Genomic DNA, 16,962 nt, shown 5'->3' with positions numbered 1-16,962 from the left:
TCCTGCGGTACCCGGGCTCTGCCATTCCGCCCGGGCGATCCTGATGGCGCTCGGCTCCTCCGTTCTTCCCTCTTGATCAACTACTTACCGAAGGGGACTGCGTACTACTGGAACTGCGTGCTGCTCAGTGGCCTGCGGCAGCGCCACTCTTCGGCAGCCAGCCCCGTCGCCCGTCCTTCATCTGCTCTGGCTTGGAACCCCACTGCCGAACTTCCCGGTGCGCGCGCCCGCAGCCGACGCCTTCACCGAGGTGCTGCTCACTCAACTTCACTGCTGGTACTGCACTTGCGGGTACTGCGGTACTGCTCTCGGCGGCCCCTGATCACTGCGGGCCGCCCGGTCCGGTCGTCAGCCCCGTCGCCGTCCTGCAACAGCTCTGGCTTCGGAACTCCACCACCGCACCGCCCTGCGCACTGCAACTGCGGTTACTACCGCCCGCCAGTTCATGTCTGCCGGGCCCTGCTCGATCTCGGCTACGAGAGAAACCATAGCCACACCGCCACCCAATGTCTACTCCGGCCGACATAGATTTCTGTGTGTGCGACGGAGAGGTAATCGAACCCTGGCGAGTTAAGGGGGCGGGGCGCGTGTCGCGCCGTACGGCGGATGGGCCGTGCGGCAGGTGAACAGCGGCTCGATCAGGTGCCATTCGGCGTCGGACATGTCGAAGGGGCAGCGGGACTGTGGGGCCTTGGCCCCTGCCTGCAGGCCCGTGACGTGAGCCGGGAAAGAGGCGGGCGCTGGGGTTCGTACGGCTCGGGAGCCTCGGCTTCGCGCGGCCACGCCCGTTCCGACGGCGAACCCGTCATCGCAGCCCGCACCGGCAGACTTCCGGTGGCTCGTGCACTTGACTCACCGTGTGAGTGGCGCCGAACGGGGCGCGCGGTGCTGGGGTTTGGGGAGATCGGAGCGGGCTCCGGGCCCGTAGCTGCTCTGCAGAGGGGTTCGAGGGCGGGATCACTCGGGGGTGGTGGGCTTCGGCCGGCCCGTGGTCAACCGCCTCGCCCACTCCACCGCGGTCACCCGCCGGGCCTCCGGCGGCAAGACGGCGAGCGCCCGTCTTCCCCGGTAGCACCGCAGCACGCAGCCCAAGCAGCCGGCCGCCCGGCGAATATAATCTTCCGCATGTCGAAGCCTGACGAGCTGCTCGTTGACGTCGCCGCCCTGGTGGAATCCGGGCAGAGCAACCAGATGTCCCTGACCGTGGTCACCGGTGGTGCTGTCATCACCGGCCGCCTTGCTCCCGAAGCGGTGTGGAGGCAGAGGGTGTCGGAGGTGCTGACGGACTCGGACCGCTTGGCAGAGTTCTCCGCCGTCTTCGATTCCCCCGTGAAGAAGGACGGGCCGCCTACGCATCTGCACTTCCATGTCGCCCGGATCCTGCAGGGCGCGGTGGGGATTCCCGAGACGGGCGGGATGTACCGCGTGGCGATCGAGGACATCAGCACCTGGACCGTGGGCGACTTCAGCTATTCCGACCACTGAGCAGCCACTCGGCAAGAACCCGCTGCGCGCAGTGTGGGCCCGACCGGCGTCCACCGGTCGGGCCCACACTGCTGTCCAGGCGCCGGCCCGTTCGTGCTTCCCCGGTCAGACGGATACGTCGGTCAGACGGATACGGGAGTGCCGAGCATCGCGGAAGCCTGCTGGAGCGAGCTGAGGTTGCGTACGGGTGCGGCCGAGGGGAGGGCGCGGCAGGTGAAGCCGAGCTGCGCCATGGCCCGAAGGACTTCGGCGGCGCTGAAGTCACGCCGGTCCTGGCGGGTGATGACCTGGCCGACTTGCTTGACCGGGTAGTGGCGGCGGCCGATGATCACCGATGCGCCGCTGCCCGGTTCGGGTTTGATGCCCTTCATCGATTCCAGCACGCCGTTCTTGGTGAGGTCGAAGGGGAAGCGGGCGATGACACAACGCATGTGGCCTCACAGACAAGGAGTGAACGGTCCGACCTGGGTGAGCGGCTCAGCGGGAGAGGGAAAGGACGCCCAGGGCGCTTCTTCGCCCCTCGACCGCCGGCAGGGCACCAAGCCGGCGGGAGCGCATCGCGTGCTCGGCGTCGGAGGCAGTGCTCACGGGTGAGATGGGCGCCCCGTGATCGCCGATGATGTCGCGCAGGCGGACGCGGTCCGTGTAGGCGGAGCGCTCGCGGGCGGCGGTAAGTTCAGCCTGGGTGACCAGGCCGGTGCGCCGGCCGTCCTGGTCGCAGACGACCAGCCGGCCCGTGCGGGCGGCGGTCATGACGGAGAGCGCCACCTCCACGCTCATGTCGTCCCAGACTTGCGGTCCGGCCACGTCCCTGGCCTCCACCGTGTTGTGCGCGGGGTGGGCGCTCGCCGGGCGGGGCTGCATCTGAACCAGCGTCAAAAGGTGCCTCCTGCAGAGATGGGTCAGCTTCCTGATCACGAAGGTTCTAGGCCGCCGCATCGCTGACGGGCCGGCGTACGGGTGCGCGCCGCGTTGCCGAAGCGGGGCGGCGTCGGCCTCGGGATGAGGAGGCGCTGCGCTTGGGGCGTTCGGCTACCGGTGCGGTGATGACGACCGGGATGCCGGACGGGGTCTGGGCGCCGGTGATCCGGCTCAGCGCCTCCTCGCCCGAGCGGACTTGCGTGGTCTGCGGCCGGATCCCGGCGTCCGTCATGAGGCGGGCCACGCTCCGGCGCTGGTTGGGCGTGACGAGGGTGACGACGCTGCCGGACTCGCCGGCGCGGGCGGTACGGCCGCCGCGGTGGAGGTAGTCCTTGTGGTCGGTGGGCGGGTCGACGTTCACGACGAGGTCGAGGTTGTCGACGTGGATGCCGCGCGCCGCGACATTGGTCGCCACCAGCACGCTGACGTGCCCCGTCTTGAACTGCGCCAGTGTGCGGGTGCGCTGCGGCTGCGACTTGCCACCGTGCAGCGCGGCGGCCCGTACCCCGCTGTTGAGCAGGTCCCGGGTGAGCCGGTCGACGGCGTGCTTGGTGTCCAGGAACATGATCACGCGGCCGTCGCGGGCGGCGATCTCGGTCGTGGCGGCGTGCTTGTCGGCGCCGTGGACGTGCAGGACGTGGTGCTCCATCGTCGTAACCGCACCGGCCGACGGGTCGACCGAGTGCACGACGGGGTCGGTCAGGTAGCGGCGCACCAGCAGGTCGACGTTACGGTCCAAGGTGGCGGAGAACAGCATCCGCTGTCCCTCCGGACGCACCTGGTCGAGCAGCGTGGTGACCTGCGGCATGAACCCCATGTCCGCCATCTGGTCGGCCTCGTCCAGGACCGTGATGCCCACTTGGTTCAGCCGGCAGTCGCCGCGGTCGATGAGGTCCTTGAGCCTGCCGGGCGTGGCGACGATGACCTCGGCCCCGCCTCGCAGCGCGCCGGCCTGACGGCCGATCGACATCCCGCCCACCACCGTGGCCAGCCGCAGCTTGACAGAGCGGGCATACGGGGTGAGCGCGTCGGTCACCTGCTGGGCCAGTTCACGCGTCGGTACGAGGATCAGCCCCAGCGGCTGACGGGGCTCAGCACGCCGCCCAGCGGTGCGGGCCAGCAGGGCGAGGCCGAATGCCAGGGTTTTACCGGAGCCGGTGCGCCCGCGGCCCAGGACGTCGCGGCCCGCCAGGGAGTTCGGCAGCGTCGCGCCCTGGATCGGGAACGGTACGGTGACGCCCTGCCTGCCGAGTTCGGCCAGCAGCTGCTCGGGCATGTCGAGATCGGCGAAGCCCTCAACGGCGGGCAGCGCGGGGGCGATCGTCCTGGGGAGCGCGAACTCACCCTGCACCGCGGCGGGCCGACGGCCGTAACCGCCGGAACGGGCCGGGCCGCCGGAACGGCGCGGTGCCTGCGAGCCGAAGCGGCTGCCACCCCTCCTGGCGTCGGCAGTACCGTTACCGGTGCGGGCAGAGCGGTCGTTCGTGCGTGTGCGGTTCATGCGGAACCTTCCTCGATGCGGCACATATCAAGGAATTCCCGCAGCAGTGAGCGGCGTGGAGAATTACAAGTATGGACCGAAGAAAAAACAAAGCACATCTGGCCGACTGAAATCCATGCGGGCACGGGTGCCGAAATGTGTGACGCGGCGGGGACGCAATATCCGGGCGTCGACTGCGGGGTGGCTTTTCAGGATGCGTCTGCACCGCCGAGGGAGAACCCGCGCGGGGTGAGACCGCGGATTCCTCCGCGTCGCCCGCAGGTGAAAACACCGCGGGAAATGCGTGTAGCTGGGGCCCGCACCCCGAGGGATGCGGGCCCCAGCTACACAGTCAGCGTCAGGCCGGAACGATGTTCTCGGCCGTCGGGCCCTTCTGGCCCTGCGCGATGTCGAAAGTCACCTTCTGGCCTTCGAGCAGCTCCCGGAAGCCCTGGGCGGCGATGTTCGAGTAGTGGGCGAACACGTCAGCGCCGCCACCGTCCTGCTCGATGAAGCCGAAGCCCTTTTCCGCGTTGAACCACTTCACGGTACCAGCAGCCATGTCATATCTCCTTTGGGGCAGTACATCGGAATCCACACTGTGCGGACACCGTGTCGCCGCGATGATTACCCCGCCCGGAAAATGACCGGAAATACAAAGCGCTCCCACCGGCAGAAGCCGAGTGGGGGCACTTGAAGCTTTGGGAACCACAACTGCAACTGAGATAGACGGTAGCACACAGCAACGGCCTGTGTGCGTTTTCTAATTCCACTCCGCTCACCACGGCATAAACTCTCACTGCGCGTTCCATCAAACCCTGACCTCTCGGGCACAGATATTGATTCACCCGGAGTGCAATGTTTCCGGAAGAGTCGCCAACTGTGAACCGCTGCCAGGGGCCATGACAGCGAATGCAGTTGTCCGCAGGATCGCCTTGCAGCGGGCGTCCAGCAGTACGCAACGACGCCCCGAGGCAGAATCGCAGTACGACTACTCCCCCGCAGACCGCCTGCGGGTCTGCGTCAGCGGTGGATTGCCGCATCGGGCCGACGCATGGACCGACACGGACGCTCAGAGAAAGTCCTGGGGGCCGAGCTGCTGGACGGCCGACGCGTCCTACATCAGCGGTCAGGATCCTGTCATCGACGGCGGCCTGGTCGGTGCCGTACCCGCCTGATGGCTGGCCGCACACGCTCGCAGTCTGATCGGCCCCATCCAGAGCGGCGCCGCTGGCCACTCTCGCTCCTTCTCCACGATCGACGACGAGAACGCCGTCCGCCCATCGCCACGCTGCCCAGTTCATCGAGAGGTCGATGAGGTCCTGAAATCGTCGGAGCCCGTCATCGTGTCTCCGCGCCCGATCGGCAGACGCCCGCCGATGTACGGGGGTACGGCGGCAGACGGCCCCAGGTCGAGGCGCTTGCCACGTCCAGTAGGTCGTGGACGCCCAGCGTCGTACGACCTCGTCCTTGAGGGACTGCAGGCCGGTGGGCTCATCCAGGGACTGGCGACCACTCCTGAGGCACATCCGCCCCTTATCGTCGCGGCTCCTGGGCATGCACCCGGACAATCCAACAAAGGATCTAATCAGGCCGTTGGACGCCTCGACCTTGTTCGTGGCCGCGGTCACCCCGTCAGTGCAGCGGAGCGTCGGAGAGGTAGCGCAGCAGTTGGACGACAGCCCCTATGAGCGGGGTCCTGACTGTAGCTGTTTGACCAGGTGAAAGACCTCCCGGGCCGCGTAGCGTTTGAGGCACCGGATGATTTCGCGCCGGGTCTTGCCCTCCTTGAGCCGGCGCTCGTAGTAGTTCTGCGTGCGCGGGTCGACCTACAGGCGGGTGAACACGATGCGGTGGAGCGCGGCGTTGGCCCGACGGTCACCGCCGCGGTTGAGACGGCGGAACTGCCGACGCCCCGAGAACGCTCGACCGGACTGACCCCGCACAGCGCGGCGAACGACGCCTCGCGGCCCAGCCGTTCCGGGTTGTCCCCTGCCGCGATCAGCAGAGCGACGGCCGTGTCCGGGCCGATCCCCACCACCTCCAGCAGCTGCGGGGCATGACTTTCAACGAGCCGGGCCAGACGAGCGTCCACCTCCCGGATCTGCCCGGAAAGCTGACCGACCCGGCCAGCCAGCAGACCCAGCGTGATCCGCGTGGCCTGCAGCACCGACCCCTCGCCGGCCTCCTCGTGACTGCTCAGGTCGGCGAACCCCGCACAGGTACGGAAGAGTTCGGCATTTCCCAGTCCGGCCAGTTCTTCCCGTAGGGCTGGGTCGGCAGTGATGAGGACGGCCTTGAGCTGATTGATGGCCTGCGTGCGGGCTTTGACGGCCGACACCTTCGTCAGCTCGTACATCCTGGCGACCTGCACCGGCCCGTCGCCCGCCTTGGCCCGGGCACGAGCCCGGCCACTCAGCACGGCTCGCGCCGCGTTCTGGGCATCCAGCGGATCCGACTTACCGCGCCGACGGCGATCCGCCCGGTCCATCCGATTCACGTCCAACACGTCCACACCCTGCGCCAGCAGATAGCGCGACAGGGACGCCCCGTAGGAGCCGGTCCCTTCCACACCGGCCCGCCTCACTACACCCGACTTCCTGGCCCACTTCAGCAGATCCCGGTAACCGGCTGCCGTGGCCGGGAACTCGTCGGTGGCCAGCACCACCCCGTTCACGGAGAGCACCGCAGCCACGTGCGCATCCCGATGCGTATCCACTCCCAGCACCGCCTCTCCCCCAGGACGGCGACGGCGGGCCTGCGGCGAGAGCGACGTACTGGGCACCGTCGAAGTAGACATGCCCGTTCCCCTTCCGGTCCGACGACGTGTCGCGTCGCCGGTACCGGGCCGCGTAAGACGGTCAGAATCGTGAGGACGCCACAAAACTCGGCAGGCCCCTATCGGGACACACCCCGCCGGCCCGGCACCGACAACGCACCATCCCCGGCCAACAGCCGACGCTGCGAAATTCAGACACTCCGGTCAGAGATGTCATGAGTCAGACCCCAGACCCGGGACAGCACCCACCAATCCTCCCGCCCGTCACAGCATTCCCACCCGGAAACAGGGAGCATGCTCAGTCCCAGCTCTTACGCACCGTGATCTGACACCGGCCGATCGTTCGAGACCAATTCGCAACAGATAGCCGAGCAACAGCGCTCCGCACGGCGAGCACTCGATACGCTCGCTGACGCCGCATCTGTATGAGCAGCACCTCGGCGAGGACCTCACCTGTCACATCGCTGTCACCAACAGCGTCGACGCACCAAGACCACCAAGACCACCAAGACCACCAAGACCAAACCTGCGCGAACGCCGCCGAACTGAACAACGTGGACGTCAGAAGACGGTTCTGCCTACTTGTGCCATGTGGTCCCCAGTGAGGGACCGAGGATCAGGACAGGAGCGTCTTCTGGCCCGTCAAAGCGGTATTGCAGGGTGTTCATCGGTGTCTCACTCACCCGCCCGACCCTCTCATCTGTCACGACAGCCCCTATAACAGGGGGTCGCTGGATACCGTTTTGACCAGGTTGAATACCTCGCGGGCGGCGCACCGCTTAACAACAGCTAACACAATGAGGTGGATCGCTCCTGCTTGCCGTGCCCAAGGCGGGAGTTGAGCGTTCTTTCGGTGTGGGGACGTCGCCGTGGATCGTGTCGGATGAGTTGTGGGATCACCTCGAGCCGCTGCTGCCGCAGCGTGAGCGCAGGTTCCGGTATCCCGGCCGCAAGCCGTTGCCGGACCGGGACGTGCTGTGCGGGATCTTGTACGTGCTGCACACCGGGATCCAGTGGGAGTACATGCCGCAGGACCTCGGTTTCGGCTCGGGCATGACGTGCTGGCGGCGGCTGCGGGACTGGAATGAGGCCGGTGTGTGGCAGCGGCTGCACGAGGTGCTGCTGGCCGAGCTGAACGCTGCCTCACGGCTGGACTGGTCCCGCTGCGTGGTCGACTCCTCCCACGCCAGGGCGCTAAAAGGGGGAGCCACACGGGCCCGTCGCCGGTCGACCGGGGCCGGGCCGGCTCGAAGCATCACCTGATCACCGACGGGCACGGCACCCCGCTCGCGGTCCTGCTGACTGGGGGCAACCGCAATGACGCCACTCAACTGCTGCCCATGGTCGACGCGATCCCGCCGGTCCGCGGCCGTCCCCGCCGCAAGCCGGACTCGCTATTCGCCGACCGCGGCTACGACCACGACATCTACCGCGACCAGGTCCGCGCCCGCGGCATCGTGCCCGCGATCGCCCGCCGCGGCACCCTGCACGGCACGGGACTGGGCACCTACCGCTGGGTCGTGGCGAGGAGTTTCGCCTGGCTGCACGGCTTTCGACGCCTGCGCATCCGATGGGAACGGCGAGCCGACACCCACGAAGCGTTCCTCAAACTCGCCTGCTGCCTCATCACGCACCGGCAACTCGGCTCATTGTGTTAGCCGTTGTAGGGCATCGCATGTTCTCACGACGGGTCTTGCCCTCCCGGGTGCGGCGTTCGTAGTACGCCCGGGTGCGCGGGTCGTGGCGATGCGGCAGCTGGGACCGCTGTTCGGCGTCTCCTCCCCCACCGTGTGCAGGGTGATTTAGAAGCTGAGTCCGCTGCTGGCGCTTGAGCCCGCTTCTCGTCCGACCGACGCCGCGGATCGATTGTGGATCGTGGACGGCACCCTGGTCCCGGTTGCCGCCGAGTCGTATACGTGCAGGGTGAAGGTTTCCGGCCCGGGGGCTCTGGCGGTGTCGGAGGCATCCAGGACAGGCTCGATCCGCTCCCGCAACCGGATCGGGCCGCCTCGTGGACCTGTCATCCGCCGCCCGGCCGACAGGTCGTCACGGAGTGAACTCGGGTCTTGTATCGGGCGGGTATCGGGGAACGCTCCATTGCCCATCGAATCGGTCGGTGAGTCCGACCACGGCGGAGGGAGGCCGCGAGCCGACACGCCGTGGCCCCGGCACCTGCCCGAGCCGTTCCACCCCATCTGGCCTGGAGGTTTACGGGTGGAAGAGGCGGTGGGGGCGCGACGCGGGTCCGCCGTGTGACGCGGTTGCCGGGTCCCGTGTCTGCCTTATCGTTCCTTTCAGGTCGCCGATCACGCGTTCAGTGCGTACGGGACCGATGCCTCGACTGAACCGCCTGAAACCGTCTGAGCTGGAGTGATCCGCCCGTGTCCGCACCCGCCCCGGCTCCGGCCTCTTCGCGCCCTGTCCGCGTGTTGCTGGTGGAGGACGACGACTTGATGCGCCGGTCCTTCACCGTCGCTCTGGAGCGTTACGGCTACGAGATGGCGGCCGCGGCCGACGGTCTCGCGGGCCTCGAGCTCTTCCGCGAGGAGAGCTTCGACCTGCTGATTCTGGATGTGATGCTGCCCGGTCTGGACGGGATCGGTCTGTGCCGCAGAGTCCGGGAGACCAGCCTGGTGCCGGTCTTGATGATGTCCGCTCGCGGCGACGGGCTCGATGTCGTCGCCGGTCTGGAGGCCGGGGCGGACGACTATGTGGTCAAGCCCGTGGAGACTGGCGTGCTCGTGGCCCGCATCCGGTCGCTGCTGCGGCGGGCGACCTACGCACCACCCGCACCGGAACCCGGGCGGGCCAGGGGCGAGACGCTGCCACCGGCTGAGGAGGATGTGCTGGCCTTCGGGGACCTGACCATCGACACCGGCGGCCTGGAAGTGTCCGTCTCGGGAAGCCCGGTGGCGCTGACCCCGACCGAGCTGAAGCTGCTCCTGAAGTTCGCCGCCCACCCGGGCATCGTCCTTGAGCGGCACACCCTGCTGCGGGACGTGTGGGAGTACGGCTGGGACGGCGACAGCCGGGTCGTGGACCTGTGTGTGCAGCGGCTGCGCAGGAAGCTGGGCCGGGACCGGATCGAGACGGTACGCGGCTTCGGCTACAAGCTCAGGCGCTGAGGCCGGTGCGTGCGTTCCACCGGCTGTGGCAGGGCCGCGCGTCCCTGCACTGGAAGATCGTGGGGCTGGCCGCGGCCACGGCTTGCCTGGTCGCGGCGGCGGTGGGCGTGCTGGTGCACCTGTGGACCGCGCAGGACATCCGCGACCGGGCCGAAGCGCAAGCCACCAACAGCGTGTACGCGGCCATGGAGACCTACCGGCGCACCGGAACCCTCGCCGACGGCGCCGAGCTCGATCCGGCCGAGCTGCCCGCCGCACTGCAGCACCCTGCCGACAGCAAACGGCACACGGCCTACGACAGGCGCGTCGACGGGAATGTGGGCCCGAGCGTCTGGGGCGCCCAGCGGGTCGGCGGTCCGGGCAGCCGAGTCCTTGCCGTGCAGGTCAACATGAGCTCGGAGCTGCATACGTTGCGTCGGCTCGACGCGGTCATGGTGGTGGCTTCGCTGATCGCCCTCGTGGCGGCCGTACCCCTGGCGGTCTACGGAGCCGGGCTCCTTGGTCGTCGGCTGCGGCGGGTCTCCGAGACCGCGGGGCGGATCTCCGCCGGGGACCTGGATGCCCGCACCGGACCCACCAAGGGCCGCGACGAAGTGGCGGACATCGCCGCCACCGTCGACCTCATGGCGGACAGCCTCAGCCGACGGCTGCGCACCGAGCGGCAGTTCACCGCGGACGTGGCCCACGAGCTGCGTACCCCTGTCGGCGGTCTGCTGGCCGCCGCCGACCTGCTGCCGCCCGGTGAGACGGAGGATTTGCTCCGGGCCCGGGTGCGCGACCTGCGCGGCCTGGTCGAGGACCTCCTGGAGATCTCCCGCCTCGACGCCGGGGCCGAGCAGCCGGTCCGCGCCCGTGTGCCGCTCGGCGCGGTCGTGTCCGAGGCTGTGGCGCGCACCGGCCTCGACACCGAAGTCACCGAGGTCACCGTCGCCGACGCACAGTGCGAAGAGGCCGGGCAGACCGTGGAGACCGACCCGCGCCGCCTGGAGCGGATCGTCAGCAACCTCGTCATCAACGCCCACCGGCACGGGGCCACCCCGGTACAGGTCAGTGTCGAGGACCGTACCGTCGTCGTCCGCGACCACGGCCCCGGCTTCCCCCCAGACCTGCTGCGCGAAGGACCGCGCCGCTTCCACACGGGCGCGACGGAGCGCGGCTCGGGACACGGCCTGGGCCTGACCATCGCCCTGGGCCAGGCCCGGCTGCTCGGCGCCGAACTGCGCCTGGACAACGCCCCGGACGGCGGCGCCGTCGCCACCCTGCGCCTGCCCGCCTGACAGCCGCCCGGCCCCTGCTACAGAACCGATACGCAGCGAAGCGGACGCCGATACTCGGCGGCCCAGACCCCGATACGTCCCCCGGACAGCCTTCGAAGTGCACCTTCCGCACCCGAAGAGGAGTCCCCTGTGACCGCCCACTCCCTTGCCCCGCACGAGCTGCGTACGACGACCGGGATCGCGGCCGCCACCACCGACCTGTCGAAGGTCTATGGCAGCGGCGACACCCGTGTCGTCGCCCTGGACCGGGTCAACATCGCCTTCCGGGAGGGCGAGTTCACCGCGATCATGGGTCCGTCGGGCTGCGGCAAGTCCACCCTGATGCACTGCGCCGCCGGGCTCGACTCGCCAAGCTCCGGCTCGGTGCGCGTCGGCACCACCGAACTGAGCACGTTGGGCGACCTGCAGCTCACCGCGCTGCGCCGCGACCGGATCGGCTTCGTCTTCCAGGCGTTCAACCTGCTGCCGACGCTGACCGCCCTGGAGAACATCACGCTGCCGCTGACCATCGCCGGTCGTCGCCCCGACCAGCAGTGGCTGGACCGTGTGGTCTCCATGGTCGGCCTCTCCCAGCGCCTCGACCACCGGCCCGGGCAGCTGTCCGGCGGGCAGCAGCAGCGCGTAGCGGTGGCCCGTGCCCTGGCCTCACAGCCCGCGATCATCTTCGGTGACGAGCCCACCGGCAACCTCGACTCCCGCGCCGGAGCCGAGGTCCTCGGCTTCCTGCGCGACTCGGTGCGCGAGCTGGGCCAGACCGTGGTCATGGTCACCCACGACCCGGTCGCCGCCGGCTACGCGGACCGCGTGGTCTTCCTCTCCGACGGCCGCCTGGTCGACGAGATGGCGCAGCCCACCGCGGACCGGGTCCTGGACCGGATGAAGGAATTCGACACCCGCTCGCGCACCAGCTGACGACACCCGTTCGTACGCCGGCACCTCATCAGCTGACGACCAGCTCGTACGCCGGCACCGCACCAGCCAGCCGCCCGCTCGCCTCCGTCGAGCCCGCCTCCCAGGATCCGCAACCCATGTTCCGTACCGCCCTGCGCAACGTGTTCGCGCACAAGGCCCGCCTGCTGATGACCGCATTCGCGGTCATGCTCGGCGTCACCTTCATCACCGGCAGCCTCGTCTACGGCGACAGCCTGAACCAGGCCGCCACCGCCAAGGCGACCGACGGCTACGAGCGCATCGCCGTCAACGTCTCCGCCGATGCCGACCCCGCGAACGGCGGCCGACCGGGCGACCTCGACGCCCGCACCGTGACCGCTCTGGCCAAGCTCCCCGGCGTCGCCGCCGCCGCGGGCCGGGTCGACGGCTTCGCCGCCGTCGCCGGCCGCGACGGCAAGCCCCTCGGCAACGGCAAGGACGCCCTGGGCGGCAACTTCGCCCCGGCGGCGGACGGCAAGGACCCCGCGTACCGCTTCACCGAGGGTTCAGGACCGACCGCCAACGACACGATCGCCCTCGACGAGGCCACCGCCGCCCAGGGCAACTACCGCACCGGTGACACCGTGCGCGTCGGCACGAACAACGGCGCTGCCTCCTACCGGCTCAGCGGCATCTTCCGCACCGACGGGACCAAGCTCCCCGACGGGGGCAGCCTGACACTGTTCGCCGGCGCCACCGCCCAGAAGCTCTTCCTCCAACCCGGCCACTACGCGAACATCGAACTCACGGCCACACCCGGCACTGACGTGACGCAGCTCCTCGGCCGCGTCGAATCGGTGCTGCCCAAGGGCACCAGCGCGGTCACCGGCGCCCAACTCGCCCAGCTCAAGGCGAGCCTCGCCACCAGCACCACCAACACCATGAGCCAGATCCTGGTCGGATTCGCCGCGGTCGCCCTGTTCGTCGCCACCTTCCTCATCTCCAACACCTTCACCATGCTGATCGCCCGGCGCACCAGGGAGCTGGCCCTGATGCGGGCCGTCGGAGCCACCCGCAAGCAGGTGCGGCGCATCCTGCTCACCGAGTCCCTCCTCGTCGGCGCGATCGCCTCCGTGGCCGGCCTCGCCGTCGGCACCGGGGTCGCCGCCCTGCTCCAGACGCTCTTCGCGTCCGCCGACACTCCGGCCGCCCCGCTCGTCCTCACCCCGACCACCGTGATCGTCTCCATGCTGGTCGGCACCCTCCTGCCCATGGTCGCCGCCTGGCTCCCGATCCGCCGTGCCATGGCCATCCCGCCCGTCGCCGCGCTCAGCGCCGCCGAGCACACGGCCCCCGCACGCCCCGGCTCCCTGCGCACCGGCCTCGGCACCGCGCTGGTGCTCACCGGCACCGCCGCCGTCGTGTACGGAGCCCTCACCACAGGGAAGGACGCCCGGACCGTCATCGGCCTCGGCGCGGCCCTCGCCCTGACCGGGACGATCGGCCTCATCCCGCTGCTGTCCCGGCCGGTCGTCACCCTGTTCCAGCCGCTGCTGACCCGCCTGGCCCCGGTGCACGGCGACCTCGCCGCCCGCAACACCGTGCGCGACCCGCGCCGCACCGGCGCCACCGCCGCCGCGCTCGCCATCGCCGTCACCCTCGCCTCGGGCCTGTCCGTCCTGGGGGCCTCCGCCACCCAGTACCTCGACCGCGCGACCACCCACGCCCTCAGCGCCGACTACGTGGTGAAGTCCGTGGGCGGCCAGCGGATGACCCCCACCACCGCCGCGCCCCTGAAGAAGCTGGCCGACGCCACGTACAGCCCGCTCAACCAGTCCACCGGATACCGCCTGGGCGGCAGCGAGTCCGTCCTGACCGGCGTCGACCCCGCCACCATCGGCAAACTGCTGCGGTACGACGTGGTCGAAGGCTCCCTCGGCAGCCTTGCCAAGGGCCAGATCGCCGTGGCCGACTTCAAGGCAGAGGAGGCGGGCTGGCACGTCGGGCAGACCCTGCCCCTGGAGCGGCAGAACGACCAGCACGGCAGCGTCACCATCGGCGCCATCTACCAGGCGGACGAGCAGAGCGAACTGACGCCCAGCATCACCGCACCCGACTCCCTCGTCACCCGCTACGACTCCGCCCCGAGCACCGCCGCGGTCCTCGTCGCCACGGACGGCGGACCCAGCCGGGCCGCGCTCGCGGGCGTCACCCACGCCCTCGGCGACAACCCCACGCTGAGCGTCCTCGACCAGACAGAGATCCGCGCCCAGGACAGCCGTGGCATTGGCGGCCAACTCAACGTCTTCTACGCCCTGTTGAGCATGGCCCTGGTGATCGCCTCACTGGGCATCGCCAACACTCTCGCCATGTCCGTCCTCGAACGCCGCAAGGAGCTCGGCACGCTGCGCGCCCTGGGCCTGGACCAAGCCGGAGTGACCCGGATGATCCGCCTGGAAGCCCTGCTCCTCGGCGCGCTCGGCGCGAGCATCGGCACGGTCATGGGCGTCTTCCTCGGCTGGGCACTGGGACGCACCCTCCAAGAGAACGTCGTGGGCTACGAGTTGGTCCTGCCCTGGGGCCGCCTCGCCCTCAGCGTCCTGATCGCCCTGGCAGGCGCGCTGCTCGCGTCGCTCTGGCCCGCCCGCAGGGCCGCCCGCGTCGACATCCCCGCCGCGACAGCAGCCCAGTAAACCCCGCCACCCAGCAGACGCATGCCCGGTCTCCACCACGGCTGGTCGGCTGCGGAGTCTTACGGACTGCGCAGCCGATCGTGGTGACAGCGAGCAGGCCAGGCATGACAGACCAGTCCATCGCCCACGGCACACCGGGCCGGGGCCAGGACGCCCCGGGGGACCCGGAAGCGGTGCCGGCCCGGGTCCACGAGGCGCCGTAACCCCGGTGGGGATCAGGCCGGCCCACAACGCCGGCGCCGCTCAATACCTGATTGTCATAGGGTCGGGCACTGTCGGCAGGGCCCGCGCCCCCCTTGCGGGGATGCGGGCCCTGCACTGCGCTCCGACGAGTGGGGCGAAGCCTTGCTTCTCCGCGAAGTCCGGTTCTACCCGCACTCCTTGAGGTAGCGGTTGAAGGCGTGCTTCTTCGCCTTGTGCTCGATGTCCTTGGAGTACGCGTCCTGGTGCAGGACACCGACCGCGAGCCGGGTGTCGTCCTCCAGGTTCTTCGTGTTCCCGCACGCCGCCACGACGACCCAGTCCTCGTCGGTCCCCGCGCCCTTCCCGGTGCCGTATCGGGCCTTCGCCCCGGTCACCGGTTTTGACAGGTCGTACGACACCATCGTCGCAGGCCCCGCGAGGCGGGCCTGTGTCTGGGCGACGGACTGGCCGACGAGCGCATCCAGCGGTACGGGCGCGGGCGGTTCGTCAGCCGAGCCGCAGCCCGACAGTGCCATCGTTCCCGCGAGCAGCAGCGCGGCGGTCGCGCCGCGGGTCCGCGCTCTGTTCCGGTAGTTCACGGAACGCCCTCTCACTTGACCTTGCAACTCACCTTGGCGGCAGAGGGGTTGAAGGCGTACTTCCACCCGCTCGTCCCGGCGACGTAGTCGAGGGGCGTGGTGATGTGCTTCTCGATCTTGTACTTGTACCGGGTACCGATCGGGTACGCGACGAGCGACTTCCCCTTCTTCACCGGCGCGCTGCAGGTCACGGACACCGACTGCGTCTTGGACGAGCTGATGTTCAAGCTGCCCGCGACAGCACCGCGGCTCAGGCCGAACCCTGCGTCGATCGTGCGCGTCGCCGACGCCGTCTTGTTGATCGTGCAGGTCATGCCCGCCGACTGTGCCGTGCAGCGGGCGATTTCGTTCTTCGTGTTCGTGTAGTTCTTGGTCGCCGTCTTCTTGATGACCTTGCTGTAGCGGCCGACCGCGCCCCTGGTCGCTACGTCCCCCTGCTGCGAGGGCTGCGAGGGCTGCGTGGCCGTGACCGCGGACGGCCTGTCAGCGCCACGCTCGGGGCCGCTGTCACTCGCGTACGCGGTGGTCGCTCCTCCGGTGATGGCCAGGGCGAGCGCGCCCCCAACTCCGGCAATACGTATGGTCGATCGCAGATTCACGCATATCCCCTAGTTACCCCTATTAGTAATCATGGTCAGGCATGATCATAAATGCCGGACTGCCGACTCAGTCCGGCAGGGGTGATCTTGAGACGTTGGGGGACGGCCGCCCCGACCCGAAAGGACTTCTCACCCCGAGCGCGGCCATCGTGGCGGCGGTGGCCATGCGACGCATTCAGGTTCTCCCTCCTTGCCGGGGCACGTCCCCGGCGGTAGCCACGCCCTGCCATCGCGGCGTTGACCCGGCTGGAGGACGTCCTCGGGGTGCGGATGCAGTCCGCGATGGCCCACGCCGTCGCGGAGATCCGCCGCAGCACCGGACGCCATCTCGACCTGGACAATCCCGACCACGTCGACCTCGCCGATGCGGACACGTTCGAGCGGAACCTCTCTCGCCAGGAGACAGAGATGGAACAGCGGCCCACCGTCGCAGACCCTGGCTCACCCGATCGCCGTTGAACTTGGCGGGAACTGGCGACCGCAGCAGGCGTATGACTCGGCACCAAGTAGTCGCCCCAGGCCAGGGAGGGGACACGGACGCCCCGTACACCGCTGGCGCCGGGTGAGCTCGGTCAGTCGCGCATCGGGATCAGTCTCAGCCCCGAACGTCATCTGCGGCAGCAGATCGAGGATCGTGTTCAAGTGCGACTCGGTACCGACGAACGAGCGCTCCTCCAGCGACCGGATCCACGAGACGGCCTTCTCCACCGCATAGGTGGCGTCAAAGTGCGGCTCGTCCGAATCCGGCGGGTAATACCTGCGCAGCCAGCCATTCTCCGGTGCCGACCAGACATCCAGATACGCCTTCGCAGACTGGGGAAACGTGCTCCGCACCGGCAGTCGAGCGCGCCCCTGCTCGACGAACACCTGACGACGGTGAGCGCCACTGCGGAGACGCTGGCCAGGACGGCGACGGTCGGCAGTGGCCACCGCGCCTTCTCCAGGGCCGTC

Annotated in this window: 15 protein-coding genes and 2 pseudogenes; 9 read left to right on the top strand and 8 right to left on the bottom strand. The window is 69.2% G+C overall.

The window, feature by feature from the left end; all coding sequences use genetic code 11:
• Nucleotides 1-1,125: 1,125 nt before the first annotated feature.
• Complete coding sequence (locus OG453_RS31380) at nt 1,126-1,485, top strand: hypothetical protein (RefSeq protein ID WP_266871939.1); 360 nt, start codon at nt 1,126-1,128, stop codon at nt 1,483-1,485.
• A gap of 122 nt (nt 1,486-1,607) precedes the next feature.
• On the opposite strand, the gene OG453_RS31375 is transcribed toward OG453_RS31380, so the two are convergent.
• The 4 genes from OG453_RS31375 to OG453_RS31360 form a co-directional block, all read right to left on the bottom strand.
• Nucleotides 1,608-1,916, bottom strand: coding sequence for an SCO5918 family protein (locus OG453_RS31375; protein ID WP_266871938.1), 309 nt, complete (start codon nt 1,914-1,916; stop codon nt 1,608-1,610).
• 46 nt (nt 1,917-1,962) lie between these two features.
• Nucleotides 1,963-2,364 carry a CBS domain-containing protein gene (locus OG453_RS31370; protein ID WP_266871937.1) on the bottom strand — a complete coding sequence of 134 codons (402 nt, stop codon included), beginning with the start codon at nt 2,362-2,364 and terminating at the stop codon, nt 1,963-1,965.
• A gap of 46 nt (nt 2,365-2,410) precedes the next feature.
• Complete coding sequence (locus OG453_RS31365) at nt 2,411-3,907, bottom strand: DEAD/DEAH box helicase (RefSeq protein ID WP_266871936.1); 1,497 nt, start codon at nt 3,905-3,907, stop codon at nt 2,411-2,413.
• A 337-nt stretch (nt 3,908-4,244) separates the two neighbouring features.
• Nucleotides 4,245-4,448, bottom strand: a complete 204-nt coding sequence (locus tag OG453_RS31360; RefSeq protein WP_023586116.1) for a cold-shock protein — start codon at nt 4,446-4,448, stop codon at nt 4,245-4,247.
• 340 nt (nt 4,449-4,788) lie between these two features.
• Here OG453_RS31360 and OG453_RS31355 point away from each other — a divergent pair, with 340 nt between their 5' ends.
• Complete coding sequence (locus OG453_RS31355; protein WP_266871935.1) at nt 4,789-5,064, top strand: hypothetical protein; 276 nt, start codon at nt 4,789-4,791, stop codon at nt 5,062-5,064.
• Between the two features lie 449 nt (nt 5,065-5,513).
• On the opposite strand, the gene OG453_RS31350 is transcribed toward OG453_RS31355, so the two are convergent.
• Nucleotides 5,514-6,686: a transposase gene (locus OG453_RS31350; RefSeq protein WP_266871934.1), complete on the bottom strand. Its 1,173-nt coding sequence runs from the start codon at nt 6,684-6,686 to the stop codon at nt 5,514-5,516.
• A 796-nt stretch (nt 6,687-7,482) separates the two neighbouring features.
• Here OG453_RS31350 and OG453_RS31345 point away from each other — a divergent pair.
• From OG453_RS31345 to OG453_RS31320, 6 genes and pseudogenes are all read left to right on the top strand, one after another.
• A pseudogene (locus OG453_RS31345) lies at nt 7,483-8,323 on the top strand (IS5 family transposase).
• An 82-nt stretch (nt 8,324-8,405) separates the two neighbouring features.
• Nucleotides 8,406-8,564 (top strand): annotated as a pseudogene (locus OG453_RS45185) (transposase family protein); the annotation flags it as partial.
• A gap of 527 nt (nt 8,565-9,091) precedes the next feature.
• On the top strand, nt 9,092-9,790 hold the full coding sequence (gene cseB, locus OG453_RS31335; protein WP_266871933.1) for a two-component system response regulator CseB: 699 nt from the start codon (nt 9,092-9,094) through the stop codon (nt 9,788-9,790).
• 5 nt (nt 9,791-9,795) lie between these two features.
• Nucleotides 9,796-11,067 (top strand): HAMP domain-containing sensor histidine kinase, encoded by a 1,272-nt coding sequence (locus tag OG453_RS31330; RefSeq protein ID WP_266871932.1) that lies wholly within the window; start codon nt 9,796-9,798, stop codon nt 11,065-11,067.
• A 129-nt stretch (nt 11,068-11,196) separates the two neighbouring features.
• On the top strand, nt 11,197-11,979 hold the full coding sequence (locus OG453_RS31325) for an ABC transporter ATP-binding protein (protein ID WP_266871931.1): 783 nt from the start codon (nt 11,197-11,199) through the stop codon (nt 11,977-11,979).
• A gap of 116 nt (nt 11,980-12,095) precedes the next feature.
• Nucleotides 12,096-14,630: an ABC transporter permease gene (locus OG453_RS31320; RefSeq protein WP_266871930.1), complete on the top strand. Its 2,535-nt coding sequence runs from the start codon at nt 12,096-12,098 to the stop codon at nt 14,628-14,630.
• A 368-nt stretch (nt 14,631-14,998) separates the two neighbouring features.
• Here the strand turns inward: OG453_RS31320 and OG453_RS31315 are convergent, their stop codons facing one another.
• Both OG453_RS31315 and OG453_RS31310 read right to left on the bottom strand, forming a co-directional pair.
• Nucleotides 14,999-15,412 (bottom strand): hypothetical protein, encoded by a 414-nt coding sequence (locus OG453_RS31315; RefSeq protein WP_266871929.1) that lies wholly within the window; start codon nt 15,410-15,412, stop codon nt 14,999-15,001.
• Nucleotides 15,413-15,423: 11 nt separating this feature from the next.
• Entirely contained in the window at nt 15,424-16,011 is a 588-nt protein-coding gene (locus OG453_RS31310; protein WP_266871928.1) for a hypothetical protein, read from the bottom strand.
• A gap of 237 nt (nt 16,012-16,248) precedes the next feature.
• On the opposite strand from OG453_RS31310, the gene OG453_RS31305 reads away from it, so the two are divergent.
• On the top strand, nt 16,249-16,470 hold the full coding sequence (locus tag OG453_RS31305) for a hypothetical protein (RefSeq protein ID WP_266871927.1): 222 nt from the start codon (nt 16,249-16,251) through the stop codon (nt 16,468-16,470).
• Here the strand turns inward: OG453_RS31305 and OG453_RS31300 are convergent.
• Nucleotides 16,453-16,878: a DUF3375 family protein gene (locus OG453_RS31300; RefSeq protein WP_266873189.1), complete on the bottom strand. Its 426-nt coding sequence runs from the start codon at nt 16,876-16,878 to the stop codon at nt 16,453-16,455. The two genes, OG453_RS31305 and OG453_RS31300, sit on opposite strands and share 18 nt — an antisense overlap.
• Nucleotides 16,879-16,962 lie beyond the last annotated feature (84 nt).

It is taken from the genome of Streptomyces sp. NBC_01381 (genome assembly GCF_026340305.1).
GTDB lineage: Bacteria > Actinomycetota > Actinomycetes > Streptomycetales > Streptomycetaceae > Streptomyces.
The sequence above is the reverse complement of the archived record's forward strand: the minus strand, read 5'-3'. Positions and strand labels throughout refer to the sequence as shown.

Bases quoted from the DNA above. Each gene is read 5' to 3' on its own strand.
- OG453_RS31380 (WP_266871939.1), top strand. From the start codon at position 1,126: ATGTCGAAGCCTGACGAGCTGCTCGTTGACGTCGCCGCCCTGGTGGAA.
- OG453_RS31360 (WP_023586116.1), bottom strand. From the start codon at position 4,448: ATGGCTGCTGGTACCGTGAAGTGGTTCAACGCGGAAAAGGGCTTCGGC.
- OG453_RS31320 (WP_266871930.1), top strand. From the start codon at position 12,096: ATGTTCCGTACCGCCCTGCGCAACGTGTTCGCGCACAAGGCCCGCCTG.
- OG453_RS31350 (WP_266871934.1), bottom strand. From the start codon at position 6,686: ATGTCTACTTCGACGGTGCCCAGTACGTCGCTCTCGCCGCAGGCCCGC.
- OG453_RS31355 (WP_266871935.1), top strand. From the start codon at position 4,789: ATGACAGCGAATGCAGTTGTCCGCAGGATCGCCTTGCAGCGGGCGTCC.
- OG453_RS31365 (WP_266871936.1), bottom strand. From the start codon at position 3,907: ATGAACCGCACACGCACGAACGACCGCTCTGCCCGCACCGGTAACGGT.
- OG453_RS31375 (WP_266871938.1), bottom strand. From the start codon at position 1,916: ATGCGTTGTGTCATCGCCCGCTTCCCCTTCGACCTCACCAAGAACGGC.